15 protein-coding genes are annotated in these 16,901 nt (G+C 56.5%); 3 read left to right on the top strand and 12 right to left on the bottom strand.

From position 1 onward, the window contains the following. Positions 1-20: 20 nt before the first annotated feature. The 3 genes from QHL1GM_RS08935 to QHL1GM_RS08945 all read right to left on the bottom strand — a co-directional run bounded on the left by QHL1GM_RS08935 (position 21) and on the right by QHL1GM_RS08945 (position 3,624). On the bottom strand, positions 21-683 hold the full coding sequence (locus QHL1GM_RS08935) for a response regulator transcription factor (protein ID WP_007113812.1): 663 nt from the start codon (positions 681-683) through the stop codon (positions 21-23). Between the two features lie 248 nt (positions 684-931). Beyond that, a complete protein-coding gene (acs, locus tag QHL1GM_RS08940) occupies positions 932-2,881 on the bottom strand; it encodes an acetate--CoA ligase (protein ID WP_071694162.1) in 1,950 nt (649 codons plus the stop codon). 194 nt (positions 2,882-3,075) lie between these two features. Continuing rightward, positions 3,076-3,624 (bottom strand): SprT-like domain-containing protein, encoded by a 549-nt coding sequence (locus tag QHL1GM_RS08945; protein WP_071694163.1) that lies wholly within the window; start codon positions 3,622-3,624, stop codon positions 3,076-3,078. 64 nt (positions 3,625-3,688) lie between these two features. Here QHL1GM_RS08945 and QHL1GM_RS08950 point away from each other — a divergent pair, with 64 nt between their 5' ends. After that, positions 3,689-4,348 carry a YecA family protein gene (locus QHL1GM_RS08950; protein WP_071694164.1) on the top strand — a complete coding sequence of 220 codons (660 nt, stop codon included), beginning with the start codon at positions 3,689-3,691 and terminating at the stop codon, positions 4,346-4,348. A 15-nt stretch (positions 4,349-4,363) separates the two neighbouring features. On the opposite strand, the gene QHL1GM_RS08955 is transcribed toward QHL1GM_RS08950, so the two are convergent. The 7 genes from QHL1GM_RS08955 to ampD all read right to left on the bottom strand — a co-directional run bounded on the left by QHL1GM_RS08955 (position 4,364) and on the right by ampD (position 13,773). Next, the gene (locus QHL1GM_RS08955) at positions 4,364-5,485 is read right to left on the bottom strand and encodes a phosphatidylserine/phosphatidylglycerophosphate/cardiolipin synthase family protein (protein WP_071694165.1); all 1,122 of its coding nucleotides are present in this window, start codon (positions 5,483-5,485) and stop codon (positions 4,364-4,366) included. Positions 5,486-5,521: 36 nt separating this feature from the next. Beyond that, positions 5,522-6,241 carry a class I SAM-dependent methyltransferase gene (locus QHL1GM_RS08960; protein WP_071694166.1) on the bottom strand — a complete coding sequence of 240 codons (720 nt, stop codon included), beginning with the start codon at positions 6,239-6,241 and terminating at the stop codon, positions 5,522-5,524. Next, positions 6,238-6,936 carry a tRNA (adenosine(37)-N6)-threonylcarbamoyltransferase complex dimerization subunit type 1 TsaB gene (gene tsaB, locus QHL1GM_RS08965; RefSeq protein WP_071694167.1) on the bottom strand — a complete coding sequence of 233 codons (699 nt, stop codon included), beginning with the start codon at positions 6,934-6,936 and terminating at the stop codon, positions 6,238-6,240. The genes QHL1GM_RS08960 and tsaB overlap by 4 nt, the downstream gene beginning before the upstream one ends. A 124-nt stretch (positions 6,937-7,060) precedes the next feature. Beyond that, positions 7,061-7,714 carry an adenylate kinase gene (adk, locus tag QHL1GM_RS08970; RefSeq protein ID WP_071694168.1) on the bottom strand — a complete coding sequence of 218 codons (654 nt, stop codon included), beginning with the start codon at positions 7,712-7,714 and terminating at the stop codon, positions 7,061-7,063. Positions 7,715-7,973: 259 nt separating this feature from the next. Continuing rightward, positions 7,974-10,010, bottom strand: a complete 2,037-nt coding sequence (gene aceF / locus QHL1GM_RS08975) for a pyruvate dehydrogenase complex dihydrolipoyllysine-residue acetyltransferase (protein ID WP_071694169.1) — start codon at positions 10,008-10,010, stop codon at positions 7,974-7,976. A gap of 58 nt (positions 10,011-10,068) precedes the next feature. Next, positions 10,069-12,741: a pyruvate dehydrogenase (acetyl-transferring), homodimeric type gene (gene aceE, locus QHL1GM_RS08980; RefSeq protein ID WP_071694170.1), complete on the bottom strand. Its 2,673-nt coding sequence runs from the start codon at positions 12,739-12,741 to the stop codon at positions 10,069-10,071. Positions 12,742-13,179: 438 nt separating this feature from the next. Continuing rightward, positions 13,180-13,773: a 1,6-anhydro-N-acetylmuramyl-L-alanine amidase AmpD gene (gene ampD, locus QHL1GM_RS08985; RefSeq protein WP_071694171.1), complete on the bottom strand. Its 594-nt coding sequence runs from the start codon at positions 13,771-13,773 to the stop codon at positions 13,180-13,182. Positions 13,774-13,866: 93 nt separating this feature from the next. Here ampD and nadC point away from each other — a divergent pair, with 93 nt between their 5' ends. Beyond that, complete coding sequence (gene nadC, locus QHL1GM_RS08990; RefSeq protein ID WP_071694172.1) at positions 13,867-14,721, top strand: carboxylating nicotinate-nucleotide diphosphorylase; 855 nt, start codon at positions 13,867-13,869, stop codon at positions 14,719-14,721. An 18-nt stretch (positions 14,722-14,739) separates the two neighbouring features. On the opposite strand, the gene QHL1GM_RS08995 is transcribed toward nadC, so the two are convergent. Then, positions 14,740-15,264 (bottom strand): GNAT family N-acetyltransferase, encoded by a 525-nt coding sequence (locus QHL1GM_RS08995; protein WP_071694173.1) that lies wholly within the window; start codon positions 15,262-15,264, stop codon positions 14,740-14,742. A gap of 139 nt (positions 15,265-15,403) precedes the next feature. On the opposite strand from QHL1GM_RS08995, the gene tsaA reads away from it, so the two are divergent. After that, complete coding sequence (tsaA, locus tag QHL1GM_RS09000; protein ID WP_071694174.1) at positions 15,404-16,138, top strand: tRNA (N6-threonylcarbamoyladenosine(37)-N6)-methyltransferase TrmO; 735 nt, start codon at positions 15,404-15,406, stop codon at positions 16,136-16,138. Between the two features lie 18 nt (positions 16,139-16,156). Here tsaA and purC read toward each other — a convergent pair whose 3' ends face one another. Further along, positions 16,157-16,873, bottom strand: coding sequence for a phosphoribosylaminoimidazolesuccinocarboxamide synthase (gene purC, locus QHL1GM_RS09005; RefSeq protein ID WP_071694175.1), 717 nt, complete (start codon positions 16,871-16,873; stop codon positions 16,157-16,159). Positions 16,874-16,901 lie beyond the last annotated feature (28 nt).

Consider the following 16,901-nt stretch of genomic DNA (forward strand, 5'->3'; position numbering starts at 1 on the left):
GCGGTTCAGGTAGTTAGTGCTTAGGAAACGACTTTCGGCGGCTCGACTTCAAGTTTCTGAGCCGCAATAACCGCCTGGGTACGCGAGTGCACGCCCAGCTTGCGTAGAATCGCGGTTACGTGGGCCTTGATGGTCGCTTCAGAAACGCTCAGTTCATAAGCGATCTGTTTGTTCAGCAGGCCTTCGGTCAGCATATTCAAGACGCGGAACTGCTGGGGCGTCAGCGATGCAATCGCCTCGGCAAAGCGCGACTCCTCTTCGCTGGTCTCTTCTAGCACGTTGGCCAACGCCTCGGGCAGCCACACTTCGCCCTGCAGAATTTCGCCTACGGCCTCAGCAATCAGCTGCAGTGACGACGATTTAGGGATAAAACCCGACGCGCCGTAGTCAATAGCACGACGCACCACATAGGGTTCATCACTGCCAGACACTACCGCGACGGGGATATCAGGCATCTGACCACGCAGTTGGATCAAACCTGAGAAGCCGTGGGCTCCCGGCATGTGCAGATCCAGCAGAATCAAATCGGCATCTGGGTGGCGATTCACCACGTCGGTGGTGGCTTCCATGGTGTCCGCTTCGACAATTTCCGCCTGGGGGGCCAACTGGCGTAACGCTTGGGTCAGCGCTGCACGAAACAGCGGGTGATCGTCAGCGACGATAAACTTATGAGCTACTGCCATGGATATTCCTCCGGTTCCTCGAGCAGCGGGGTTGTCTGCCGCCGCGACGCTAGGCTCTTACGGTTGTGAAGCATGGTACCCCATGGGCTTCATCATGCCCAAGCATCACATGCACAATTTATAATAGATAGTTCATACAAGTGAAACACGTATCTATAAACGCAACCGTGCCGACCTACTCGGGTCGGCACGGGTTTGAGTCAGCAAACAGGCTTTATTAGGCTGAACAGCCTATAGCTGTATCGCCATTATTGGTTGGCGCGATGCTCAATCAGCTCATCGACCACCGAAGGGTCAGCCAAGGTGCTGGTATCGCCCAAGCCATCACACTCGTTGGCGGCAATCTTGCGCAGAATGCGGCGCATGATTTTACCCGAGCGGGTTTTCGGCAAACCTGGCGCCCACTGGATGACATCCGGCGAAGCAATCGGGCCAATATCTTTGCGCACCCACTGAGTCAGCTCTTTTTTGAGTTCGTCTGTCGCTTCGATACCGTCATTCAGGGTGACATAGATATAGATGCCTTGTCCCTTAATATCGTGCGGGAAGCCAACAACGGCTGCTTCCGCAACGGCGCTGTGCGCTACCAGAGAGGACTCAATCTCGGCGGTGCCCATACGGTGACCCGATACGTTCAGCACGTCATCCACACGCCCGGTGATCCAGTAGTAGCCATCCTCATCGCGGCGACAGCCGTCACCCGTGAAGTACATACCGTCGTAGGTCGAGAAGTAGGTCTGAACATAGCGCTCGTGGTCACCCCAAATAGAGCGGGCCTGACCCGGCCAAGCATCGAGGATCACCAGGTTGCCTTCAGCGGCGCCTTCCAGCTTATTGCCTTCGTTATCGACCAGAGCAGGCTTCACACCGAAGAACGGCACGGTCGCGGAACCAGGTTTAAGCGGCGTAGCGCCCGGCAGCGGCGCAATCATGATGCCGCCGGTTTCGGTTTGCCACCAGGTATCCACAATCGGGCATTTTTCGTTGCCGATAACGCGGTAGAACCACTCCCAGGCTTCCGGGTTAATCGGCTCACCCACAGAGCCCAACAGCCGCAGGCTATCGCGCTTGCTAGAATCCATGACGTTGTCGCCATGGGCCATCAGGGCACGCACCGCGGTGGGCGCAGTGTAAAGAATATTAACGTTGTGCTTATCAACGATATCACCCATACGGCCATGGGTGGGATAGCTTGGAACGCCCTCAAACATCAGGGTAGTCGCGCCGTTGGCCAAGGGGCCATAAACGATATAGCTATGCCCGGTGACCCAGCCAACATCCGCGGTGCACCAGTAAACTTCACCCTCTTGGTAGTCGAACACGTACTGGTGGGTCATAGCAGCGTAGGTCAGGTAGCCACCGGTGGTGTGCTTCAAGCCTTTAGGCGCACCAGTAGAACCCGAGGTATAGAGAATAAACAGCGGGTCTTCGGCGCCCATGGCTTCGGCTTCACACTCGCTGGACTGCTTGTCGACCAGCTCGTCAAACCAGACATCGCGGCCCTCTTTCCAATCAATCTCACCGCCGGTGCGCTTCACCACCAGGACATTTTTGCACACGTCGGTGCCGTCACGGGTCAGCGCGGCATCCACGTTCTCCTTCAGCGGCACGTGCTTGCCACCGCGTACCGACTCATCGGCGGTAATCACCAGTTTGGAGTCGGCGCCAATGACCCGCTGGGCAACGGCGTCCGGCGAGAAGCCGCCAAAGACAACCGAGTGAACGGCCCCGATGCGCGAACAGGCAAGCATCGCCATGGCCGCTTCGGGAATCATCGGCATATACAGCGTGACGGTATCGCCTTTACCGATGCCCAGCTCTTTCAGCGCGTTAGCCAGCTGATTCGTCCGGGCATAGAGTTCGCGATAGGTAATATGTTTGGACTCATCGGGACTGTCGCCTTCCCAAATGATCGCCGTTTGATCACCGCGCTTGTCCAGATGGCGGTCAAGGCAGTTGGCGCTGACGTTCAGCAGACCATCCTCAAACCAACGAATATCGACATTGTCACGCGCAAAGGAGGTATTTTTGATTTTGCTGGGCGCTTTAATCCAATCGAGGCGTTTGGCTTGTTCAGCCCAGAAGCCTTCCGGGTCGTCTATCGACTGCTGATACATGGCCTCATATTTGGCTTTATCGGCCCAGGCATTGGCGGCGAAATCGTCGCGCACCGGATAGACGTTCTGTTGATCGCTCATAAAATTGCCTCTGTCCGTGAAAATGCACTCTCTAAGAAACTGTAGTCGATACGATTATTTATGGGGCTTATTGGCCATTATTGGGCGTATCGACTGCCATTAATGTTCCCCTAGCATAAACCTCCTCGCGCGGGCTTCCCTTTAGACATTGGTATTATCATTTTTTATTTAAAAAACAGTTATTTATAAACAAATCAAAGCGCATCCTCTGGCCTGTAGACCAAGGTCTTAGCGCAGTGTCGACAGCGGTAGCGACGCCCGTTTACCACTAAAGAATGACGCGTCGGAGTAAATTGATGAAACCGGCAATCGCACTGGTAACGATAAGGTGCGGACTGCGCCTGCTTAATGTCAAACCGATGGGTCACACTAGGAACTAAGCCGAAGAGGTCGCGCATCACCGTTTTCCACTCGCGGCCGTGGGGTTTTAAGCGCGGGCCGTTGTCCAAATGAAACACCAGCCAGTGAGCCATTTCGTGGGGGATCACCTCATCAAAAAACGCCGTGCGGTTCTCACTCAGTAGCACCGGGTTCAAGCGTAACCCGCCGTGACCAAGATGCGCCTGCCCAGCCGAAGCGCCACGCAGGTTAAACCACACCTTTGGGGCTGGCAGCGCCGGGCATACCTCACAGCAGCGATGCCACGCTTGTTCAACGCGATTACGCGCGGCCCGGTGCAACGCTGTTTCTGACATGGCCGCCAATTCAGTGGCAGGCCAAGGGGGCAGTGGTGACGTCTTCATTAGTGATAAACTAGCCGTTATAGATAACCATTGATGAACGATTTGTACTGACGAGGCTTTACTCATGGCAGAGCGCAGTGACACGCCCGATACAACCACGCCACCACAGCCACTGCTAGAGGATGAGCAGCTGGATAGACTGGACGACTTCCTCGACTCTGATCAAGTGGATGAAGACGCCTTGGATCTGATCTCCGCCCATGGCTTTTTAGTGGCGCTTGCCGTGGCCCCTAGCGAAGTGCCGCCTACCCAGTGGCTGGCTGAGCTGTTTCAGGGTAAGCCTCGCTACGCCGACGACGCCGAGCGTGATGAGATTATCACCCTGCTCACGCTGCTGCGTGACAACGCGGTGGCGGTTCTCGAGCAAGGCGGCCTGCCGGAGCTTCCATTTGAGCTAACCCTGGGTGGCGAACCTGCCGAGGAAACCCCTATTGGCGACTGGTGCGCGGGGTTTATGGAGGGCGTTTTCAGCGACGAGAGCGCCTGGTTCCAGGACGATGAAGAGGCTGCCGCCACCCTGCTGCTGCCGTTTATGCTGCTCTCTGGGCTGTTCGACGATGAGCCGGACATGGCCGAGCTGGCTAAAGATCAAGAGCGCCAGGAGTCGCTGGTAGTACAGTTACCAGAGCTCGTTTTAGACCTTTACCTGCACTACCGCGTGCCGCCGGAAACGCCAAAACCCAAACCGCGTAAAAAAACGCCTGCAAAAGGCAAAAAGCGCTAGTGCTATCAGCGGCCCTCATTTAAGCCGCGTCACAATGGCATCCAGCACGCCATAGATCCACTCACGGGCGCGCTGCCCCCAGGGGCGCGCTGCCCAAGCCGCGGCGTCTACCTCCTGGCTGGCGGCAAAGTTTCGCTCAAACAGTTCGCGAACTTCAGCCGCTAGCTGTGGGTCCATCGCTTCTTGGTTCGCCTCTAGGTTCCAGTGCAAATTCCAATGGTCAAAGTTACACGAACCAATGCTTACCCACTCATCGGCAAGCACAAATTTGGCATGAATAAAGGTCGGCTGAAACTCAAAAATGCGCACGCCAGCTTTCAGCAGCGAGTGGTAAAAGCGTTGACCGGCAAAGCGAACGCTGGGATGGTCGTGCTTTGCCCCAGGCAACAATAAGCGTACATCAACACCGCGGCGAGCCGCGCGAACCAAGCGCCGGCGCAGGGCAAAGGTGGGCACAAAGTAGGGTGTACATAACCAGAGTCGTTCGTTTACCTGGCTGACACGTTGGTGCAGCGAGTGGCGAATCGCTTGGTATCGATAGCCTCGCGCTGACATCGCCCGCCCGGGCACGCCATTGGCAAGCGCCGGTGGCTCACGGCGTTCAGGGAGAGCCACCGGGCGGCTATCTCCCTTCTCCGTGCGGGTTAGCCGTGAATGCCATAGGCGCCGAAACAGCAGTTCCCAATCGGCCACCACCGGCCCTTCAATACGCAGGGCAATTTCATACCAGGCATTCAAAAACTCATCCACCGCGCCAAAGCCACCGGTAAAAGCCAGTTCACCATCAATCACGACTATTTTGCGGTGATCGCGGCTCAAATTCAGCGCCAAAGAGTGGAAGCCTATCGGGTTAAAAAAGCGTAGCTGAACACCGCCCTGCTTCAACCGTTGGCGATCATTGCTGGAGAGGCCCATCGAGCCATAGCCATCCAGCAGCAAACAGACGCTGACCCCGCGCTGTGCAGCCTCAATCAGCGCATCACTGACTTGATCCGCCAGCTCTCCCGACTCCATTAAATAGAGCTCTACCAACACATAGTGACGGGCGCTATATACTGCTTCAAACATGGCCGGCAGAAAGCGTGTGGCCTCTGGCAGCAGCGTAAACCGATTTCCTTCTCGCCACGCGTTCTGCATGGGTGCTCCTTGCGGTACTGCCGATAAGCGAGCCGATTAGCGCACTAATGAGCGATGTACATATAAATCGTAGCGGCTGGTTTTCCCCTCAAGGGTATGCTGCGGCGCTGGGCCCGCAATAGGCGGCGCCTTCCGGGGGCGCTTAACCACCACACGGTGAGTGGCTACATCCAACGCTGCTTCAAGTAAGCGCGGGGCATCGTTATCATCACCGGCCAACTCGCGAAACAGCCGCATCTCTTTTTTCACCAGCGCGGATTGTTCACGGTGGGGAAACATCGGATCCAGGTGTATCACCTGGGGTGAAAAGTGTGCACTCGTTACGAGTTCAGCCAGGGATTGAGCGGCATCGCCGTGGCGCAGCGTCATTCGGGCGGCAATAGCCGCCGTATCGCTATGCCTGGAGGCGCGTTTCAGGCCATCTTCCAGCAGCGCCGCAATCGCCGCGACTCGCTCAATTAACAACACCTGAGCGCCTAAACCAGCCAGCACAAACGCATCGCGGCCTAGTCCTGCCGTTGCATCAACAATGCTGGGTGACACGCCCTTGGCTAACCCACAGGCCTTTGCCACGAGCTGGCCCCGCCCACCGCCAAAGCGACGCCGGTGGGCCGCTTTGCCCGCCACGAAATCAACGCTGAGCGGTTTGCCGTAGCGTTTTTCATCGCCGACCAGCACCAACCCATGTTCGCCCTGCACCAAGCGCAGGCCGTCAGGTAGAAGGATGCTCTCAACATCGCTCTCCACAAAGCTCATGCGGGCTTTTTCCAGGCAACGTCGTTGCGCAGATAAACTGGCTGAACCAAGTGCGCGGGCTGCCCCAAACCAGCGGCAAAATCACGCGCCGCCAGCCACGCCATCTCTTCTGCGCGGGGCTCTAAATCATCCAAATGCTGGGGCATGCTTAGTTGCACATCGACAGTGAAGCGCTCCCACAGCGAAAAGCCGCTGCCCACGCCTACCCAGTCAGTTTCATCGCCCGGCAGGCGAAGTGCCTCAGGGGCCAGCACCGCCTCGGCGCTCATTGGCGTGATAGTGTCTTTCAGGCAGTGCCAGGTCGCGGCGTATATCTCGCCCATGCGGGCATCTAAAGCTGTCGCTACGTGGCGGAGGTGATAACGGCGATGGGCCTGAAGCGCCAGCGCTTCCAGTGTTGAGACCCCCAATAGCGGGCAGTCGAGACCAAACGCTAATCCTTGGGCTGCCCCCGCCGCGATACGCAGCCCGGTAAACGAACCCGGCCCCCGACCAAACGCTACGGCATCAAGCTGGGAAGGCGTTACCTGCGCTTCGGCAAGCACCTCATCCACCATCGGCAACAGTCGACGGGTATGGGCACGGGGCGTCATCTCAAAGCGCGCCAGGCACTCAGTACCAGCGTCGTCTTGGCGCAGTAGGGCTGCAGAGCAGGCGCTTGAAGAGGCGTCCAGGGCAAGCAGATGTAACGGCATAGCAAGTGGCCACTCGAAAGAAAGGTTGCGGCATTATACCTTTGTCACGCTAATACGACGATGGCCCGCATTGAGCGGGCCATCGGCAAAGGCGTAAAACGCTTTGGTTAGCTAGGGGCTTTTATCAGCTAAGGGCTTCTTTTACCTGGCGGGTGATATCCGCCACGCTGCCAACGCCTTCGATGCGGTGGTACTGGGGCGCGCTCTGCGGGTCCTGCGCAGCCCACTGCTGATAGTAATCGACCAGCGGCGCCGTTTGGTCGTGATAAACCGACAGGCGATTGCGCACCGTGGACTCTTGATCATCTTCACGTTGGATAAGCGTTTCGCCAGTGACATCATCTTTGCCCGGCTCTTTGGGCGGATTGTGATCAACGTGATAGACGCGACCTGACGCTTGGTGAACACGACGTCCCGCTAAGCGGCTAACGATCTCTTCATCGGGCACGGCAATTTCCAACACGTGATCCAGTTTGACGCCGCCCTCTTTCATGGCGTCGGCCTGGGGGATCGTTCGCGGGAAGCCATCGAACAGAAAGCCATTTTCGCAGTCAGGCTGACTGATGCGCTCTTTAACCAGATCAATAATGATGTCATCAGACACCAGACCACCGCTGTTCATGATCTCTTTTACTTTCAGGCCCAGCTCTGTGCCATCTTTAATGGCCGTGCGCAGCATATCCCCGGTGGAAATCTGAGGAATCTTAAATTGCTCGCAAATAAACTGAGCTTGAGTCCCCTTCCCCGCGCCAGGGGCACCCAACAGGATTAAACGCATGGCACTGCTCCTTGAAGTTCTTAGTATGAAAAATGAGTATGAAAATTCTGTTAATTGACAATAACCGCGCCTCTCGGGCGACACAACTCCCCAAAAGCCTGAGAGACCCGCTTTTATCTCACTTTTTTAAAATTAAAACAGACAGGTGACGCAAAACTACCACTTTGGTCGCCCTGCTATAGGTTTAGTAAGGATAGAGATTTAGCAAACACAAGCGGCGCCCCGAGGGGCGCCGCTTGTATGAGTACATCGCTACCAATTACAGCAATAAGCGACGTATATCGGTCAGCACGTCTGCCAGGAAGGCAGTAAAGCGTGCCGCATCGGCGCCGTTGATCGCGCGGTGATCGTAGGAGAGCGACAGCGGCATCATTAGGCGTGGCTGGAAGGCGCTGCCATCCCAAACCGGCTTCATCTGCGCTTTGGACACGCCCAGAATGGCCACTTCCGGCGCGTTAACGATCGGTGTAAACGCCGTGCCACCAATCGAACCGAGGCTCGAAATAGTGAAGCAGCCACCGGTCATCTCGTCGCGCTTGAGCTTTTTGGTCTGCGCTTTCTTGCCTAGCTCCGCCATCTCCTTGGCAATCTCGATCAAGGATTTTTTGTCGGCGTTGCGTACTACCGGCACCATCAGACCATCAGGTGTATCCACGGCAATACCGATATGGACGTAGTTCTTCCATACCAGGGTTTCGCCGTCGCCCTTCAAGCTGACGTTGAACTGCGGGAATTTACGCAGCGCAAAGGCGCAGGCCTTGACCATAAAGGGCAGCGGCGTCAGTTTGGCGCCCTGGGCTTCAGCCTCTGCTTTCATCGCCTTGCGGAAAGCTTCCAGCTCGGTAATATCCGCTTCGTCGAACTGCGTGACGTGGGGCACATTGAGCCAGCTACGATGCAGGTTGGTCGCGCCCATCTTGAGCAGACGCCCCATCGGCTTCTCTTCCACTTCACCAAACTGGCTGAAGTCGACTTCCGGGATCGGCGGAATGCCCGCACCGCCGGTGGCTGCAGCTGCGGCGCCGGGCTGGGCTTTACCCTGATTGGCAATCGCTTGCTTCACGTAGGACTGTACGTCCTCTTTGAGCACGCGATCTTTCGGGCCACTAGGTTTCACCAGTTCCAAATCGACACCCAGCTCACGAGCCAGCATACGCACCGCTGGGCCGGCGTGAACCAGCTTGCCATCGCGGGGCTTATGGGCCGCCATCTGAGCTTCGGGGCTTGGCGTACCCGCCGGAGATTCAGTGGCCTTGGACGGCTTATCTTTTTTAGGCTCATATTTTTCGGGTGCGGCTTTTTTCGGTGCCGCTTTTTTGGCGCCAGCGACTTCCATATAGCCAATCACATCGCCTTCAGAGACGGTGTCGCCCTCTTTAACGGTCAGCTCCAGGAGCTTGCCTTTATAGGGGCTGGGCACGTCCATAGAGGCTTTGTCGGACTCTAGAGTGATGAGCGGGTCTTCTTCGTTGATCTCGTCACCTGCCGCTACGCCGATCTCGATAATCGGCACATCAGAAGCGCCAGAAAGATCCGGTACGCGAATCTCTTTGCGCTCCGGCTCGCCGCTAGCGGCCTCTTCCTGTTCATCTTCTTCAGCGGACTCTTCCGGCTCACTGCTGGCTTGGTTGGAGGACGGCTCTGAAGCGGCACTCTCTTGCTGCGCGTCTTCGCTGTCGTCCCCGCCTTCGCCAGCGATCTCCATCTGGCCGATCACATCGCCTTCAGAAACCGTGTCACCCTCTTTCACGGTAAAGCTGACGATCTTACCGCTATGGGGGCTGGGCACGTCCATGGAGGCTTTGTCAGACTCCAGCGTGATCAGCGTGTCTTCGGCCTCAACTTCATCGCCTTCGCCTACCGCGACTTCGATGATTTCGACGCTGTCAGAGCCGCCTAAATCAGGCACTTTAATATCAACTGTCTGCTTACCACCGGCGGATTTCTTAGCCGCGGGCTTCTGCTCTTGCGGTTGGTCTTCTTTGGGTTTTTCTTGCTTCGCTGGAGCCTCTTCGGGCTGGCTATCAGACGAGCTCTCTTGCTTCTCGTCGCCGCCACCTTCGACTTCCAGCTCAACGATATCGTCACCTTCGGAAACGCTATCGCCTTCTTTAACCAGCACTTTGAGTACCTTGCCGCCTTTCGGGGCCGGTACGTCCATGCTGGCTTTGTCGGATTCCAGAGTGATCAGGGTGTCTTCCGCTTCAATGACGTCGCCTTCTGACACCGCAATCTCGATGATTTCGACATCGGTATCGCCGCCGATATCGGGAACTTTGATGATTTCGCTACTCAAGGTCGCGCTCCTTCCAAATCGGATCGAGCCGGTGGGCAACCGCCCACCGGTCAGCGGTTTAGCTAGTCAGCGGGTTAGGCTTATTGGCATCAATGCCATACTTCTTAAGCGCTTCACCAACCTGCTTGCGATCAATCTCGCCGCGATCAGCCAGCGCACGCAGCGCTGCCACGGTCACGAAGTAGCGATCTACTTCGAAGAAGTAGCGCAGCTTCTCGCGGGTGTCTGAACGGCCAAAGCCATCGGTACCCAGTACAGTGTAGTCACCCGGTACCCAGGCGCGCACTTGATCGGCATACAGCTTCATGTAGTCGGTAGACGCGATCACCGGGCCATCACGACCTTCCAGGCACTTAGTGACGTGAGGCTTGTTGGCCTCCGCATCTGGGCTCAGGAAGGCTTCACGGTCGAGCAGCAGCGCTTCACGACGCAGCTCGTTAAAGCTGGTCACGCTCCAGATATCGGCACCGATGCCCCAATCGTTCTCGAGCAATTCAGCAGCGGCTTCCACTTCGCGCAGAATAGTGCCCGAACCGAGCAGCTGAACGCGGCCCTTGTCACCCTTGGTTTCGCGCAGTAGGTACATACCTTTGACGATATCGTCGGCAGGTACGTTTTCCAGCGCAGGGTGCTCGTAGTTCTCGTTCATTACCGTCAGGTAGTAGAAGCAGTTCTCCTTATCGGTGAACATGCGCTTCAAACCATCCTGAACAATGACCGCCACTTCATGACCATAGGTCGGGTCGTAGCTGCGGCAGTTGGGAATGGTCGAGGCCTGAATCAGGCTGTGGCCATCCTGGTGCTGCAGACCTTCGCCGTTAAGCGTGGTGCGCCCCGCCGTGCCGCCGACCATAAAGCCGCGCGCCTGCAGGTCACCCGCCGCCCAGGCCAAATCGCCAATGCGCTGGAAGCCAAACATCGAGTAGTAGATGTAGAACGGCAAGAGCGTGACGTTGTTGTTGCTGTAGGAGGTCGCCGCAGCGATCCAGGCCGACATCGCACCCGCTTCGGTAATGCCCTCTTCGAGGATCTGACCTTTTTGATCCTCGCGGTAGAACATGATCTGGCCTTTATCGACCGGCTCGTACTTCTGACCTTCCGAGGTGTAGATGCCTAGCTGACGGAACATGCCTTCCATACCGAAGGTACGCGCCTCGTCAGGGATAATCGGCACCACTTTCTGACCGAGCTTTTTATCTTTCACCAGGCCGTTAAGGACGCGCACAAACGCCATGGTGGTGGAGACTTCGCGGCCTTTCGAACCACCCATTTGCGAGGCAAAGGTCTTGTCTTCGAGGCTTGGGATCTCCAGTGCCTCAAAGTCGCTCTGGCGGCTGGGCAAGTAGCCACCCAGGCGCTCGCGCTGCAGGTGCATGTACTTAAGCTCGGGGGAGTCTTCTTCCGGCTTGTAGTAAGGCACGTCTTTGAGCTGCTCATCGGTGATCGGAATGCCGAAGCGATCGCGGAATGTCTTAAGCGCTTCGTACTCCATGCTCTTGACCTGGTGCGCTTCGTTGGCAGCTTCGCCATCGCCGCTACCCATGCCGTAACCTTTAACGGTGTGCGCCAGGATGACCGTGGGCTTGCCGTTAGAGGTGTTTACCGCTTCGTGGTAGGCCGCGTAAACCTTGAACGGATCGTGGCCACCGCGGTTGAGCTTCCAGATATCTTCGTCGGAGAGGTCGTTGACCATCGCCTCGGTTTCTGGATATTTGCCAAAGAAGTGCTCGCGGGTGTACGCGCCGCCGTTGGCTTTGTAGTTCTGGTACTCGCCGTCGACCGCTTCGTCCATGCGCTTCTGAAGGATGCCTTTCTTGTCCTTCTCGAACAGCGGATCCCAATGACGGCCCCAGACCACCTTGATCACGTTCCAGCCAGCGCCACGGAAGACGCCTTCGAATTCGTCCATCACCCGCGAGTTGCCGCGTACAGGGCCGTCAAGGCGCTGCAGGTTACAGTTGATGACGAAGATCAGGTTATCGAGGTTTTCGCGACCGGCCAGTGAAATAGCGCCCAGGGATTCCGGCTCGTCACACTCGCCGTCGCCCATGAAGCACCAGATCTTGCGGTCATACATATCCTTCAGCTCACGGTGATGCAGGTACTTCATCACGTGCGCTTGGTAGATCGCCTGAATCGGGCCAAGGCCCATAGAGACCGTGGGGAACTGCCAGTAGTCTGGCATTAACCACGGGTGCGGGTAGGAAGATAGACCATCGCCATCGACTTCCTGACGGAACTTGTCCATCTGCTCTTCGCTCAAGCGACCTTCCAAATAGGAACGCGCGTAGATGCCCGGCGCCACGTGCCCCTGGATATACACCAAGTCACCGGCAAAATCGCCCTGCGGCGCGCGGAAGAAGTGGTTAAAGCCCACGTCATACAGGGTAGCCGAGGACATAAAGCTGGCAATATGTCCACCCAGACCCGGCTTGGCGCGGTTATTACGAATAACCTGAGCAATGGCATTGTAACGGATCAAAGAGCGGATACGACGCTCCATGAACAGGTCGCCAGGCATCGGTGCTTCGCGGTGAACCGGGATCGTATTACGGTGCGGGGTCGTCACCGAGAAGGGCACCTTCATGCCGTCCCGACGCAGGCGATCCGCCAGGCGGGTCATAAGGTAGCGGGCACGATCTTCGCCCTCACGATCCAATACCGACTCTAGGGAATCAATCCATTCCGTAGTTTCGATCGGATCGAGATCTTCTCTTGTCTCCAGACTCATAGAGGTCTCTCCGAATGACGATAAATGACAATTAACCCCGCTACCCTCAAGGGCCTGGGGCGGCGGTGTGGAACTCCACCACGCGCCAACATTTCGCCGACGATTAAACGCCGGATAGGGGTTTTAGCTCTACATTCAACAAGCTACGTACGTATTGATGTAGTAAAGCTACACAATTCTCTTAAAAGTTAGCCTTTTGTATAGGCGAAGATACCTCAAAGTCGCCACGCTGCCAATTCTGGTGCAACGGAAAAGCCTATCGAAAACAAACTATTGCACTGCAACATAAGCAAAATGTATAACATTTGCCCGTGCCACTAATAGCGAACCAATTGTAATTAAACTACCGTTTTATTACGTTGCTATTGAGCTACTTACTTACTGAACCACTTAGCTATTGAAACTCTTTGTTACTCAAATGCTTGGTTACTGAAATGCTTAATCAGTCCGCGATCGCTCAACCCTCGTCGATAGCTGTTGTTGAAAATACGCCCAATCAAACGCCGATCCGGGGTCTGTTTTGCGCAGCGGCGCCACATGCGCATGGCTGGTAATACGCTCTTTATTGAGCTGTGGATAGCACGCCATTAACCAAACCACCGCTTCTATCAGCGCGTTATACTGGGCTTTGCTGTAAGGGGTAACATCATCTCCCTCAAGCTCAATGCCCACCGAGAAATCGTTGAGCGCCCTTCGCCAGCGCAGCTGGCGGTTATCCCACCAGCCGGAGCGCCCTGCGTGCCACGCTCGCTGATCCGTATTAACAAACTGCACGCACTCACCATCGCGGCGTATCAGCAGATGCGCGGAGACTCTTAAATGGGCAATTTCAGCGAAAAATGGGTGCTCGCCTACCGCCAACTGATTGGTAAATAGCGCCTCAATAGCGTCGCCACTAAACTCACCGGGAGGCAGGCTAATCGCGTGAATGAGTAGCAGCGAGACCTCTTCATCAGGCCGGGCGTCGTAGTTGGGTGAAACGACTTGTCGGGCGCTACTCCACCAACCGCCAAGGGGTTGTTTGTCTTCCATACGCATGGTCTCCTCTACGGTAACGCGTTCTTCCACGGCTCTGTTTGATTATAATGGCCGCCCACAATCGACGATGTTCAGAGAATCACTGCCATGCATTATCAATCCGCTCTTGCTGAAGAAATCCGCGCCAGCGCCGCTCGCCTGTTGGCAGAGGACGTTGGCCCGGGTGATATTACCGCGCAATTGATCCCTGAGCACCAGTGGGCAAGCGCCGACGTTATTACCCGTGAAGACGCGGTGCTGTGTGGCGCACCCTGGGTAGATGAGCTGTTCCGACGCCTGGATAGCCGGGTAAGCCTGAGCTGGCACGCAGCCGATGGCGACAAGCTTGAGGCTGGCCAGTGTTTCTTAACCCTGGAAGGCCCCGCCCGCATCCTGCTTACCGGCGAGCGGGCGGCACTTAACGTATTGCAAACGCTGTCTGCCACCGCCACCGCCACCCGCGCTTATGTCGACCTGATTGAAGGCACCGGTGTGCGCCTGCTTGATACGCGCAAAACGCTGCCCGGCATGCGCTTGGCGCAAAAATATGCGGTCACCTGCGGAGGCGGACACAATCACCGCATTGGCCTGTGGGACGCATTTTTGATCAAAGAGAACCACATTGCTGCCTGTGGGGGCATCCAAGCGGCGGTTGCCCAGGCGCGCAAGTTAGCTAGCGACCTACCTGTGGAAGTCGAGGTAGAAACCTTTGAAGAGTTGGATCAGGCGTTGGCAGCGGGAGCTGATATTGTCATGCTCGACAATTTCGCCATCGAAGACCTGCACGTTGCGGTTGAAATCAACGGCGGTCGAGCCACCCTGGAAGCCTCAGGCAACGTGGATGGCACCACCCTGCGGGCAATCGCCGACACCGGCGTTGATTGCATCTCGAGCGGCGCACTTACCAAGGACATCGCCTCGATCGATCTCTCCATGCGCATTACCCGCAGTTATAGCGTTTGATGATTAAGAAACCTCTGATTAAGTTTCGACAGCATTAAGCGGCTTGGAAAGCTTATAACGCAGCAGACGCTCTCCGCTTCGCTCGACCCACTCCTCGCCGTGGTTTTTCCAACCACGGCGCAGTAGGCGCTCATAGAGCATGGAGCTCGCCTCTATCTCGATTTGCCCCTTGCCCTGCTCAAGCAGCAGCCGTTCGGCATGCACCAGCAGCGTGGTACCGATACCGCGGCCGGCCAGTGAGGGCCATACGTAGAGTGTTTCAACCCGCCCGGCGACCAAATCCAGCTCCAGGAATCCTACGCAGCGCCCATCGCAGGTAGCGACTAAGGTCGTGTAGAGCGCTTGCCGCACCCCCCACGCACTGCCTTCGCGGGGCAGAGCATTAGCCCACGCACGCCGCTCATCCAGCGTGTAGTGAGTGGCCGCCCCCTGCATGACAGCGTGGTAAAACACTTCCGCCTGGTCGGCGGCGTCGCGTGCCAGCGCCGCGCGATACATTATCCGCGTACCGGTTGGCGCTTGCTGCTCCTCGGTATTGGTCATGCGTCACCTCTGAGCTGTTCAGCTATCATTTGATCAAGATACATTCGATCACGCCCCATTTGGTCACGCTTAAGCCATTGCCTGCTTTATACTGCCCGAGTCAGCCCTACGCGGATCAACCCTAGCAAAAGGCAGTGTGATGGACGATGCCCCTAACAGCGAGCACTTTACGCTAACGCCCATTGGTCATGTGGTCAGCGACTACCCCGATAAATTCGGCATTCCGCGCCAGCCGGGGCTCGCCCCTGCTGCCAATGCCCGACTGGTACTCACCGCTCCCTACAACGACCTACTCGCTGTGCGCGGCTTGGAAGACTTCAGCCACCTGTGGCTGAGCTTTATTTTTCATCAAAGCCCTGAGCGCTGGTCGCCGCTGGTAAGGCCGCCGCGCCTGGGAGGCAATAAAAAGGTGGGGGTTTTTGCCAGTCGCAGCACCCACCGCCCTAACCGCCTGGGGCTCTCTCTCGTGAGATTAGTCGGGATAGACTCCCAGCACGGTGTCGCCCTGCAGCTCCAGGGCTGTGACTTAGTCAGCGGCACCCCGGTGGTCGATATCAAGCCTTATTTACCCTGGGCCGAATCTCATCCTAATGCACAGGCCGGCTTTGCCCCTGAGGCACCATCTCTCATGGAGGTTGCCTTTCATCCATCGGCACTGGATACGCTCGCTCTGCGCCAAGACAGTGCCACTCTGCTAGCATTAATTGAGCAGGTACTAAGCCAAGACCCTAGGCCCGCCTATCAACAAAAAGATAAAGTCTCTGAGCGTCTCTACGGCGTTCGCCTACGCGATGTGGACGTTAAATTTCGCCAACGCCAAAAAGGCGAAGCCACCACCTTAGAGGTGATGGCTATCGAACCATGTGCCGAGTAATGACACAACAGTGGCGGTTTAAGCGGGGAAGGTAATACCCAAACGGCGGCCGACTTCCTCGTACGCCTCAATTACACCGCCCAACCCCTGACGGAAGCGGTCTTTATCCAGCTTTTCACGGGTGTTGGCGTCCCATAGGCGGCAACCATCCGGAGAGAACTCATCCCCCAGCACGACCTCGCCTTTAAATACACCAAACTCCAGCTTGTAATCCACCAGCAGCATATCGCCCTCAGCAAACAGCGCTTTGAGGATATGGTTAACCTTGAAAGTTAATACCTTCATTTTGGCTAACTGCTCAGGTGTAGCCCAACCGAAAGTCTCCGCCAGCGACTCATTGATCATCGGGTCACCCTTCTCATCGTTCTTCAAGAACAACTCAAAGGTGGGTGGCGTCAGCACAATTCCCTCTTCCACGCCGAGGCGTTTGACCAAACCACCCGCGGCGATATTGCGCACCACACATTCAACCGGGATCATCTGCATCTTTTTGACCAGACTCTCCGTATTGGTGAGCTGTTTTTCGAAGTGGGTGGGAATGCCCGCTTCCTGCAGCCGCTCCATAATGAAGGCGTTAAAGACGTTATTGACCATTCCCTTGCGGGCCAGCGACTCCACTTTTTTGCCATCGAAGGCACTGGTGTCATCACGAAAATTGAGCACCAACAAATCCGGATCGTCGGTGGTATACACAGATTTCGCCTTACCGGCGTAGAGTTCTTGGCGCTTTTCCATGGGGGCTCCGTAAGGGGTCAAGGGTCAC

This window comes from Halomonas sp. QHL1, assembly GCF_001882345.1.
GTDB lineage: Bacteria > Pseudomonadota > Gammaproteobacteria > Pseudomonadales > Halomonadaceae > Vreelandella.